10 protein-coding genes are annotated in these 11901 nt (G+C 55.0%); 9 read left to right on the plus strand and 1 reads right to left on the minus strand.

What is annotated here, in order from left to right; translation table 11 throughout:
* Window positions 1-13 precede the first annotated feature (13 nt).
* From ACWAU0_RS08740 to ACWAU0_RS08765, 6 genes are all read left to right on the plus strand, one after another.
* Entirely contained in the window at window positions 14-4447 is a 4434-nt protein-coding gene (locus ACWAU0_RS08740) for an RHS repeat-associated core domain-containing protein (protein WP_458138925.1), read from the plus strand.
* Complete coding sequence (locus ACWAU0_RS08745; RefSeq protein ID WP_458138926.1) at window positions 4444-4926, plus strand: immunity 26/phosphotriesterase HocA family protein; 483 nt, start codon at window positions 4444-4446, stop codon at window positions 4924-4926. Before ACWAU0_RS08740 ends, ACWAU0_RS08745 begins: the two co-directional genes overlap by 4 nt.
* A gap of 211 nt (window positions 4927-5137) precedes the next feature.
* Window positions 5138-7456 carry an RHS repeat-associated core domain-containing protein gene (locus tag ACWAU0_RS08750; RefSeq protein WP_458139210.1) on the plus strand — a complete coding sequence of 773 codons (2319 nt, stop codon included), beginning with the start codon at window positions 5138-5140 and terminating at the stop codon, window positions 7454-7456.
* 7 nt (window positions 7457-7463) lie between these two features.
* A complete protein-coding gene (locus ACWAU0_RS08755; RefSeq protein ID WP_458138927.1) occupies window positions 7464-7907 on the plus strand; it encodes a hypothetical protein in 444 nt (147 codons plus the stop codon).
* Window positions 7908-7942: 35 nt separating this feature from the next.
* Window positions 7943-8398: an RHS repeat-associated core domain-containing protein gene (locus ACWAU0_RS08760; RefSeq protein ID WP_458139211.1), complete on the plus strand. Its 456-nt coding sequence runs from the start codon at window positions 7943-7945 to the stop codon at window positions 8396-8398.
* A 57-nt stretch (window positions 8399-8455) separates the two neighbouring features.
* The gene (locus ACWAU0_RS08765; protein WP_458138928.1) at window positions 8456-8788 is read left to right on the plus strand and encodes a hypothetical protein; all 333 of its coding nucleotides are present in this window, start codon (window positions 8456-8458) and stop codon (window positions 8786-8788) included.
* Window positions 8789-9263: 475 nt separating this feature from the next.
* On the opposite strand, the gene ACWAU0_RS08770 is transcribed toward ACWAU0_RS08765, so the two are convergent.
* Complete coding sequence (locus ACWAU0_RS08770; protein ID WP_458138929.1) at window positions 9264-9386, minus strand: hypothetical protein; 123 nt, start codon at window positions 9384-9386, stop codon at window positions 9264-9266.
* Window positions 9387-9484: 98 nt separating this feature from the next.
* Between ACWAU0_RS08770 and ACWAU0_RS08775 the strand changes: the two genes are divergently transcribed.
* The 3 genes from ACWAU0_RS08775 to ACWAU0_RS08785 all read left to right on the plus strand — a co-directional run bounded on the left by ACWAU0_RS08775 (window position 9485) and on the right by ACWAU0_RS08785 (window position 11847).
* Window positions 9485-10201, plus strand: coding sequence for an RHS repeat-associated core domain-containing protein (locus ACWAU0_RS08775; RefSeq protein WP_458138930.1), 717 nt, complete (start codon window positions 9485-9487; stop codon window positions 10199-10201).
* Window positions 10179-10901 carry a hypothetical protein gene (locus ACWAU0_RS08780; protein WP_523070783.1) on the plus strand — a complete coding sequence of 241 codons (723 nt, stop codon included), beginning with the start codon at window positions 10179-10181 and terminating at the stop codon, window positions 10899-10901. Before ACWAU0_RS08775 ends, ACWAU0_RS08780 begins: the two co-directional genes overlap by 23 nt.
* A gap of 118 nt (window positions 10902-11019) precedes the next feature.
* The gene (locus tag ACWAU0_RS08785; RefSeq protein WP_503428547.1) at window positions 11020-11847 is read left to right on the plus strand and encodes an RHS repeat-associated core domain-containing protein; all 828 of its coding nucleotides are present in this window, start codon (window positions 11020-11022) and stop codon (window positions 11845-11847) included.
* The last annotated feature ends 54 nt before the right edge of the window (window positions 11848-11901 follow it).

Here is an 11901-nt window from a genome sequence, read left to right on the forward strand (position 1 = left end):
GATGGAGGTATAGATGGCCGGATGGAAAGATCCCAGGCCAACGGGCTCCGAGATCCGGCCGCGCAACATCGATGCCGGCACGACGATCCGCGATGCTACGCCACGGCCGACACCCATAGGCGTATTACCCGGCCAACCGGCCAAGGCAGCACCGCGCATAGTAGCGACTCGTAGCGGTTTACCGACATTAAAGCCGGGCTCGCAAGGTGCCGAGGTTCGGCAGTTGCAAGGCTTACTTAACGCCTGTATTAGTCCATCGCCAAACTTGGTCCTTGATGGGCGGTTTGCTCAGGCTACCGCGAATGCCGTGCGCCAGTATCAACAAAGTGTCGGCATTAACGCGGACGGTATCGTCGGTAAAGACACCTGGTTTTATCTGCTGAAGGGTGATAAAGCGAAAGTCGCAGCGCCGATGCCTCCACCGCCACCCGCAACTGCCAGTACTAGCGCGGTCCAATCGGCTCCCGCACCTAATATGCCTATGCCGATACCGGTGGAAACGGTGGGGAGCTGGACGCTGGAGCGCAAATTTTCCGAAGCCTTGCGTTTAACCGCACCCAAACTGCCCGGCAGTATGCGCCGCGAGTTTGAGGCGCTGCTCAGTCCGGAAAGCTTGGCGATCATGGCCGCAACATTGGTTATTTGGGCTGGCGCCCACGTGTTTGGCGTTGGCGAAATCGTCGATATTCTGATGCTGGTCGGCGGCATCCTGATGTTCGGGCTCGCGGTATTCGGCGTCGCCCGCGACCTGGGCGAATTTTTGGCGATCACCGCCACTGCCGGAAGCGAACAAGATCTAGACGAAGCTGCCACGCATCTGGCGGAAGCCATCGCGGTGATCGGTGTTGCGGCCTTCGTCGCGCTGTTGGCAAAAGTGCGTTCTTTACGCGGAAAAAAAGGTTTGGCCCGCGAATCGGGAGCCGCCTCGGAAGCAGTAACGCCATCGCAAGCAACCGGCAAATCGGCATCCGGTAAAGCGCCGGCTCGCGCGGGTGCGGCGGCGGAGGGAGAAGCTGCAGGTCCCGCAACTTCCAGTAAACCCGCCGAACCGGTTGGCAGCCAATGCGTCACTAAAGGCTGCCCAATCAGCATGGTGACCGGCGAGGAAATGCTGGAAAAGGTGGATTTTACCTGGGACGGACCGCTGCCTTTGGAATGGCGGCGTTTCTATCGAAGCGGCCAGTCCGACATCGACCGGCAACTGGGTTACGGGTGGCTGACGCCGCTGGACGAATGGCTGGAGATCGGCGAGGCCGTCACCTTTTGTAATGCCGACGGCCAGCGTGTCGAATTGCCGTTACCGAAGCCGGGCGCTCATAGCATTAATATATCCGAACAACTGCGCTTGTATCGGGAAAACGGCCAGTATCGCATCGTCGATCCTAGCGGCTTAGCAAGAACCTTCACCGGTCGGTCTGGCCGTTGCCCTCTGCGGGCCTGGCACAACAGCCAGGGCCAAAGCCTGTATTTTCACCGCGACGCCAACGGCGACGTCGAGCGCATCTCCGCCAGTTGGAATAAGCATTTACTGCTGGAACGGCAAGGCCGGCGCGTCGTCGCCATTCGTCCCGGCAAGCGCAGCGGAAACGGATTCGAAGCGGCCGGCCAGCCGCTGGTAAATTATCTTTATAGCGAAGAAGGCGATTTAATCGGTGCTCGCGACCGGCTCGATCAAGGCGAAACCTACGCCTACCGCAATCATGTCGTCGCCCGCCGCACCCTGGCCAGCGGCTTTAACTTTTATTTCGAATGGGATCAAGACACGCCGCAAGGCAAATGCTTGCACAACTGGGGCGATAACGGCGTTTACGACTACCGCTTCGAATGGTTGCCGGACGGCGTCAGTCATGCCATCGACTCGCGCGGCGGCGTCGCGATTTATCGGCACGATCCGCAAGGCCTGTTGCTTTCCGAGCGTAGCCCGGAAGGTCGGGAAACCCGCCACAGTTACAATGCCGATAACCAACTGGCGCAAACCGTGGCGCCGGACGGCGGCGTCACCCGCTTTAACTACGATAACGAAGGCCGTCTGATCGGCGTCTCCGATGCGCTGGGTTTTAGTCAGCGCGTCAAATACGACAAACAAGGCCGTCCGGTCGAACTGATCGATGCCTTGGATCAGCGTTGGCTGCGCCGCTACGACGCCAGCGGCCGCCTGGAAGAAACCGTCGCCGCCAACGGCGCGGTCACCCACTACCAATACAACGCCCAAGGCGTGCCGGTGCGTATCACCGATGCACTGGGCCGCACCCGCTCGCTGTTGTGGGACGAACAGTTGCGCCTGGTCGGCGAGATCGGCTTTGAGGGCATCAAGACCCGCTACCAATACGACGATGATGATCGTATCGTCGCCATCGTCGATCAAGACAAACGCACCACCCGTTACGGCTACGACGCGGCCGGCCGCGTTATCGCAGTGCAACACGCGGACGGCAGCACCGTGCAACTGCGCTACAACGCCGCCGGTTTATTGACCCATTACATCGATGGCCTGGGCCACACCACCGAATACCGCTACGACGACGGCCTGTCCCAACCCACCGCCCGCATCGATCCGCTGGGCCACGAAATGCGTTATCGCTACGACAGCGAACGCAACCTGATCGGCCTGATCAACCCCAAAGGCGAAACCTACAGCCTCAACTACGACCGCGACGAAAACCTCATCGAAGAAATCGGCTTCGACGGCCGCATCCAACGCTACCGCTACAACGCCGCCGGCGCGCTGGAAGCCTATCTGCAACCCGGCGCCGACGGCGATTGGAGCGTCACTCGCTTCGAACGCGACCGTCTCGGCCGCTTAATGAAAAAACACGCCGCCGACGGCAGTCTGAGCCAATACGGCTACGATCCGCTGGGCCGCTTGCAACTAGCCAAAAATGCCGACAGCCTGGTGCTTTTGGGTTACAACGCCCTGGGCCAGATCAACCAGGAAAACCAGAACGGCGCCATCGTCCGCCACAAATACGACCTGCTGGGCCGGCGCATCCACACCGAAACCCCGGACCGGCACCGCATCGACTACCGTTTCGGCGAGCGCTACCTGGACAGCATCGAATTCGACGGCCAAACCCTCACCAGCCACCGCTACGACGATCTGGGCCGGGAAATCGGCCGCAGTCAAGGCCCACTCAACACCGACTACGACTACGATCCGCTGGGCCGCCTGTTGCGGCAACGTGTCGCCGGCAAGGGCCAGGCGCCGCTGATCGGTCGCCAGTACAGCTACGATACGGCCGGAAAACTCCGCGAACTGGACGACCTGCGCCAGGGCCGCAGCCAATACCACTACGATCCCGCCGCCCGCCTGATCCGCAGCGAAGGCCTCAGCCCGGAAAGCTTCGTCCACGACCCGGCCGGCAACCTGCTGGGCGCCAGCGCCGAAACCGGCCGCGTCGAAGGCGACCGCTTGCTGATGATGGGCGACCGCCACTACAGCTACGACGTCGCCGGCAACCTGATCGAAGAAAAACGCGGCAAGGCCGGCCACAGCGTCACCCGCTACCAGTACGATAGCGACAACCGCCTGATTCGCGCCGAAACGCCGAATGGCACGACGCAATACCGCTACGACGCCCTAGGCCGACGCATCGCCAAGCACACCGCGCAAGGTGAAACCCGCTTTCAATACGACGGCCCACGCCTGCTGGCGGAAACCGATAGCCAGCGCAGCCGCACCTACCTATTCGAACCCGGCAGCTTCCGGCCCTTGGCGCTGCACGAGCAGGACCACACCCAAGCTAGCGGAAGCACCTACCACTACCACCTGGACCATCTCGGCACGCCCAGGGAGCTGACCGATACCGATGGCAGAATCGTCTGGTCCGCCCGCTACCGCGCTTACGGCAACCTGGCTCTGGCGGATGTCGAAGCCATCGACAACCCGCTACGCTTTCAAGGTCAGTATTACGACCAAGAAACCGGTTTGCATTACAACCTGAACCGGTATTACGATCCAAATGCCGGAAGGTTTATTCATCAGGATCCGATTGGGTTGGCCGGAGGCTGCAATCTTTACCAATATGTCCCAAATCCAGTGAATTGGATTGATCCACTTGGATGGGTTCACGAAAGCACGTCTGGCTATAGTGTGTACGGGCTGTTCGACAAAGGAGCGGATAAACCATATTACGTAGGAATTTCTAACGATCTCACCAGGAGAGGAGGAGAGCATTTGGATTCTGGACGTTTAACTGATGGAGCAACTTTACGTCCTTTGGACAGAAATGTAACTTATGGGCAAGCGCGAGGTTATGAACAAGCTTATATGGAGCAATATGAAACAAAGACCGGTAGGATTGGAGAAGAAATATCAGGCACGAATCGAGGTAATAAAGTCAACTCATTCGATCATGAGAATACGACCCGTGATCCAACTCGACAGGCCGACTTTGAAAATAATTATAAGGCAAAGATGAAAGCGCTAAATGGAGGTGACTGCGGATGAAATTATCTAATGTCAAAGAGTGGGGATCAAAGCCTCGTACAATGTTACGTTTTATTAAGTGCGGTGATATTTTTGTGTTTAAACTTTATGAGGGGAAGTTTGGATTTGGTAGAGTTTTAGCAAAAGTAGATATTGGGCACGTTGTTGAGGTATTTGACAAAGTTCTAAAATCTCCATCCGTTACAACTGAATTGATTGAGCAAGCAAAGCGCTTAGGTTCGCCGATTATCTTAGATTCCTACAGCTTATTTGACAGGCGTCTGGAAGGTGATTGGCAGATTATTGCCCATCATGATGGGTTTCGGATGAGCGATACCGACAATGTATCGTTCGTCTATGGACATCCTAACGCATGGAAGAAAATTGATGTTTTAGGAAATGAATCTGCCATATCAGACAGTGAAGCGAGCCTTCTTCCCTTCTACAGTCCGACCCGTGATGCTTCGGTAAGAAGTTTATTTATACCTGATACCCCATAACTTAACGCCTAACATGCCTGCGAAATATTTTGACGGAATAGCTGATGTGCCGAGGCCATTAATATATTCAAAATATTGCACATCCCCATTTGCATAGGATGTGAAATTCAATAAGCGAAATGCTTGTGCAACGATGCCACTACTTCTAATGACTGGCGTCCGCAGGACTTAGCCTCGCTTTAGCTACGACCAGGAAGGCCGTTTGGTCGGCGTGTCCGATGCCTTGGATCAGCGTTGGCTGCGCCGCTACGACGCAGGCGGCCGTCTGGAGGAAACCGTCGCCGCCAACGGCGCGGTCACCCACTACCAATACAACGCCCAAGGCGTGCCGGTGCGTATCACCGATGCACTGGGCCGCACCCGCTCACTGTTGTGGGACGAACAGTTGCGCCTGGTCGGCGAGATCGGCTTTGAGGGCATCAAGACCCGCTACCAATACGACGATGATGATCGTATCGTCGCCATCGTCGATCAAGACAAACGCACCACCCGTTACGGCTACGACGCGGCCGGCCGCGTTATCGCAGTGCAACACGCGGACGGCAGCACCGTGCAACTGCGCTACAACGCCGCCGGTTTATTGACCCATTACATCGATGGCCTGGGCCACACCACCGAATACCGCTACGACGACGGCCTGTCCCAACCCACCGCCCGCATCGATCCGCTGGGCCACGAAATGCGTTATCGCTACGACAGCGAACGCAACCTGATCGGCCTGATCAACCCCAAAGGCGAAACCTACAGCCTCAACTACGACCGCGACGAAAACCTCATCGAAGAAATCGGCTTCGACGGCCGCATCCAACGCTACCGCTACAACGCCGCCGGCGCGCTGGAAGCCTATCTGCAACCCGGCGCCGACGGCGATTGGAGCGTCACTCGCTTCGAACGCGACCGTCTCGGCCGCTTAATGAAAAAACACGCCGCCGACGGCAGTCTGAGCCAATACGGCTACGATCCGCTGGGCCGCTTGCAACTAGCCAAAAATGCCGACAGCCTGGTGCTTTTGGGTTACAACGCCCTGGGCCAGATCAACCAGGAAAACCAGAACGGCGCCATCGTCCGCCACAAATACGACCTGCTGGGCCGGCGCATCCACACCGAAACCCCGGACCGGCACCGCATCGACTACCGTTTCGGCGAGCGCTACCTGGACAGCATCGAATTCGACGGCCAAACCCTCACCAGCCACCGCTACGACGATCTGGGCCGGGAAATCGGCCGCAGTCAAGGCCCACTCAACACCGACTACGACTACGATCCGCTGGGCCGCCTGTTGCGGCAACGTGTCGCCGGCAAGGGCCAGGCGCCGCTGATCGGTCGCCAGTACAGCTACGATACGGCCGGAAAACTCCGCGAACTGGACGACCTGCGCCAGGGCCGCAGCCAATACCACTACGATCCCGCCGCCCGCCTGATCCGCAGCGAAGGCCTCAGCCCGGAAAGCTTCGTCCACGACCCGGCCGGCAACCTGCTGGGCGCCAGCGCCGAAACCGGCCGCGTCGAAGGCGACCGCTTGCTGATGATGGGCGACCGCCACTACAGCTACGACGTCGCCGGCAACCTGATCGAAGAAAAACGCGGCAAGGCCGGCCACAGCGTCACCCGCTACCAGTACGATAGCGACAACCGCCTGATTCGCGCCGAAACGCCGAATGGCACGACGCAATACCGCTACGACGCCCTAGGCCGACGCATCGCCAAGCACACCGCGCAAGGTGAAACCCGCTTTCAATACGACGGCCCACGCCTGCTGGCGGAAACCGATAGCCAGCGCAGCCGCACCTACCTATTCGAACCCGGCAGCTTCCGGCCCTTGGCGCTGCACGAGCAGGACCACACCCAAGCTAGCGGAAGCACCTACCACTACCACCTGGACCATCTCGGCACGCCCAGGGAGCTGACCGATACCGATGGCAGAATCGTCTGGTCCGCCCGCTACCGCGCTTACGGCAACCTGGCTCTGGCGGATGTCGAAGCCATCGACAACCCGCTACGCTTTCAAGGTCAGTATTACGACCAAGAAACCGGTTTGCATTACAACCTGAACCGGTATTACGATCCAAATGCCGGAAGGTTTATTCATCAGGATCTGATTGGGTTGGAAGGTGGGAATAACCTATACCAATATGCTCCGAATCCAATCGATTGGGTGGATCCTTTCGGATTGACATGCAAGCAGCATCTGGACGTAGCGCTTAAACGCCAAGGTTATAAATCTGGTGATCAATATCCATCTGGGTTCAAAGAAAAATGGTCTGAGAACGGATATGATTATGAAGTTAGGATACATGGGCCAGATTCTAAGGCTCCACCGGGAAGCAACTCCGCTACCGGCACGACCTATCGGGTAGCTAGACGTTCACAGGGCTTAAACGCCAACGGGCAAGGATCTGGGTGGGAGTATGGCGATGCCGCCGGGAACTGGTATCCCACCAGTTTTCTCAAAACTGCGCCAGTGAATCCCGCAGCAAACGTAGCCGCATCTGCAACTCATATTCCAATTCCTCTGACACCTATTCCTTAGCAGCATTATGGCCGATTATAGTGACAACTTACTTGAAATAAATAGAAAATTTTCCTCTGAGCATTGGCTAGACTTTGAAGTTCTAAGCCTGGAAGAGGGACAGCTTAAGATAGTGGGAAGCACTGATTTGTGCTATTACCATTTAATAGAAATAGACTTTCTCGGGCTCCGTTACTTTCAAGGGCCGATGTCTTGGGGCTCTAACCCTTCTGGTGGCGATATAATTTCATGTGCTGAAGATAGTGTTTCTAAGCATATAGTTGATAAATATGCGGTTGAGTCACCTAGTATCAGCATCCAATTTAACACCGATGCTGGCTTTCAGGTAATAGTCGTTTCAGCAGACATCAGCGTTAATTATGACACTGTCTATTACTATGATAGGGAGTGCCTTGGGCTCAACGAACGCATAGACCCGCGATTTTTACGCAGCCCGCTTAGGCAAGATTAGCGTCAGCGTAATCGTACGCTGGGAAACGTCGCCAAATCCCAAACCCGCTACGTTTCCAAGGCCAGTATTACGACCAAGAAACCGGTTTGCATTACAACCTGAACCGGTATTACGATCCGAATGCCGGGCGGTTTATTCATCAGGATCCGATTAGTTTAGAAGGTGGGGCCAACGTTTATCGTTATACACAGGATCCGGTAAATTGGATTGATCCGTTGGGGTTAACTGGTAAAGATTGTTCAAGTTCTACGACAAGATTGTGGCGGGCGGTCGAACCAGAGGAATTGGCTGATGTAAAGAAATATGGTGATTACAATATCCATCCGAATTCTACTTTCAAACGTTTTGCCTTTGATGAAGCTAGTGTTGACGAGTTTATTAAGGCAAATCCTGAGCGGGAATACACTAAGACTTTTATTGATGTTCCAACCGAAAAACTTGGTGAAATGTATCAACACGTTGATCCTGAGGGGGGAAGCCATCGGTATTGATGTTTACGAGCGCCCCGAGTTTTATGAATGGTTTAACACAGTAAATATCCTTCCAAAATGAGCGCTACAAGCTACAACTCAAAAAAACCTTACGTTTTAGTTGAAGTCAGGTTCAAGCCTTATAGCGAAGGGGGGCGGATATCGATGCCTGTCGGCAGCGGTTACGCTCCGTACTTGCGAACTGGCTTAGTTGCTGAAGATTTAGCGGTTCGAATCAATGAGGTGCCTAGTGGGGCGATGTTTGGAGAGTTTGTCGTCGTGTCTATAGAACTTATCTACCATCCACGGATCGACTATGGCCATCTTACCGACGGTGTTCCGATTCAGTTAATTGAAGGTACAAAGGTTGTTGCAGTAGGCTTTTGTCGATCAGAAATGGTATCGTCATAATCGTAATGCCTTGTCAAACCAGTTTACGCATTTCGACGTGTGTTACGACGTGAGAGTTGTAGGTTGGGGTGAGGTAACGAACCCCAACATTTTGGCGGGTTCGGCCTTGCCTGTTGGATGGTGATTTTGTGGGCTGACGGTCGTGGTTTTGATAGTCGCCGGTGGCTCGAATGTCGTCGTGTTGGGATTCCTGTCGTCTCGGCAATCGCCCCCGGTATTGCCCCTACTCATGCATCCATGCGGTCGCCCCCCAACCTAAATTCCCCCAAACCTGATTTTGCTAACAATGTAATTGCGTCGGTATTCCATGTACCTGATGCGATGCGGTGTATGGTTCTGAAAATATAGCCTGCGTAGATACTGTTAGCGTCAGCGTAATCGTACGCATGGAAGCGCTGATTGCAGTGATGTCCTGAATCAGAAAGCCTCGTCCACGGTCTGATCGAAGAAAAACGCGGCAAGGCCGGCCAAATCGTCAACCGTCACCCGTTACCAATACGATAGCGACAACCGCCTGGTCCGTGCCGAAACGCCGAATGGCACGACGCAATACCGCTACGACGCCCTGGGCCGGCGCATCGCCAAGCACACCGCGCAAGGCGAATCCGCTTTCAATACGACGGCCCGCGCCTGCTCGCAGAAACCGATAGCCAGCGTAGCCGTACCTACCTATTCGAACCCGGCAGCTTCCGGCCCTTGGCGCTGCACGAACAACACAACACCCAAGCCAACGGCACCACCTACCACTACCACCTGGATCATCTCGGTAGGCCTAGGGAACTGACCGATACCAATGGCGGAATCGTCTGGTCCGCCCGCTACCGCGCCTACGGCAACCTGGCCCTGGCCGACGTCGAAGCCATCGACAACCCGCTGCGTTTCCAAGGCCAGTATTACGACCAAGAAACCGGTTTGCATTACAACCTGAATCGCTATTACGATCCGAATGCCGGACGGTTTATTCATCAGGATCCGATTGGGCTGGAAGGCGGAAGTAACGTTTACCGGTATGCGCCTAATCCGGTGAATTGGGTTGATCCGTTGGGATTGACCGGGAAAGACTGTAGCGGGGGAAGGTTACCTCAGGACGTAAATGTTAACCCGACACCACCCGCAGCTTTACCAACTAATAGGCCGATTGGCAGAAGTCCTACTCAAAATGCCGCCGCGCAAGCTGAAGTGCAAAGAATGCAGCAGGCAGGCTATAGAGATATTCGCGTCAATCAGCAGCAAGTAAATGCGGAAGGCGTGCGTGTTGGAACAAATCGTCCTGATGTTCAAGAAACTAGTCCTGCTGGTCAGCGCGAATATATTGAGTTCGATACATCCAGTTCTACACGCGGTCCGGCTCACGAAGTGAGAATACGAGCCAACGACCCATCTGGTTCAGTTGAGCTTAGAACCCAAAATTAAACATATGATTGCGAATAGACATTTGGAACCCATCACCTCGTCGTGTGGACTGATTGATATGCCGTTAAACCAGGTTGTTGATGAGTTTATTGAATGGCAGCAGCCTATTTTGCAGCCCTTGAATAGTCGTCTGGAAATTGGCGATATAGTTGGGGGAGTCGATGTTGCTTTTCGATCACTTTTACCATTTACTTCCCCGGTTGCGACGAGATTTTTGTTCATGACGTCGAAGTCTGGTTGGACGGTATTTTTTGACAATGGATGGCGCGGAACCGATGCTGCTGGACCAATGGCTGTACTTGCTGGCAGATGTAGACGGCCAGCGCTACGTGTGGTCGCTCAGCGGCATACCATGCCGAGTATAGTGCTTCCTGAAAGTCGCGGTTATTTCGGCGCGTCAATTTTGGAGGTCTACAACGAAGATGGAACAGCCCGCAGAACTATTTTTGCGGCTAATGATGGTGGTAAGTGGAAGTTTGGACAGAGTGGTGAGCCGTTTGATTTCGAAGATATTTCTGCGTATTCGCGTAAGTCTCTGAAAGAACGTTTTACGATAGAGATGTTAGGTTCCTACTTGCGTTCGCTTGGTGTGGAGGCTTTCGACAAGGACTGTTTTTTGTGTGACGAAACTTCACCAGCAATTCTAATATCACGCATAGGAGGGCTCCCACCAAATTTATACGAGTATCAGCCCGCGTAGGTACGATTAGTGTCAGCGTAATCGTAAGCAAGGAAGCGTCGCCAAATCCCAAATCAGATAGTTTCTTCCTCGCCCGTGCGGCAACCTGATCGAAGAAAAACGCGGCAAGGCCGGCCACATCGTCACCCGCTACCAGTACGATAGCGATAACCGCTTGGTCCGCGCCGAAACGCCGCAAGGCACCGCCCAATACCGCTACGACGCCCTGGGTCGGCGCATCGTCAAACTCACCGCGCAAGGCGAAACCCGCTTTCAATACGACGGCCCGCGCCTGCTGGCGGAATCCGACTACCAGCGCAGCCGCACCTATTTATTCGAACCCGGCAGCTTCCGGCCCTTGGCACTGCACGAGCAGGACAGCACCCAAGCCAGCGGAACCACCTACCACTACCATCTGGACCATCTCGGTACGCCCAGGGAGCTGACCGATACCGATGGCGGAATCCTCTGGTCCGCCCGCTACAGCGCCTACGGCAACCTGGCCCTGGCAGATATTGAGGAAATCGACAACCCGCTAAGTTTTCAAGGCCAGTATTACGACCAAGAAACCGGTTTGCATTGCAACCTGAATCGATATTACGATCCTAACGCGGGGCGGTTTATTCATCAGGATCCGATAGGTTTAGAAGGTGGGGCTAACGTTTACCGGTATGCGCCGAATCCGGTGAAACGGATTGATCCGTTGGGACTGACAGGAAAAGATTGCGCAGGAGGGGCTAATGCTGGAGGGTATTCGAATTATAGTGATGAACAATTTATCACTGAGATAGCTCGAAGATCTGAACAGAAAGTTGGTGGTACCGGTGCAGTAGCGGGAACGCACAAACACACCTACGCTGAAAAACTTATGAATCGTTATCAGCGGATGACCGGACAAAGGCAGAATTTAGTCACCGAGCAATCATACCTTGGTGGCGTTCAAGTACCTAGGGGGCACGCCAGGTAGTTAGCGTCCTGATGTCTATGATCCAGTCACAGGGGACGTATTTGACTATAAATT

This window comes from Methylomonas sp. Uni0009 (assembly GCF_054188105.3).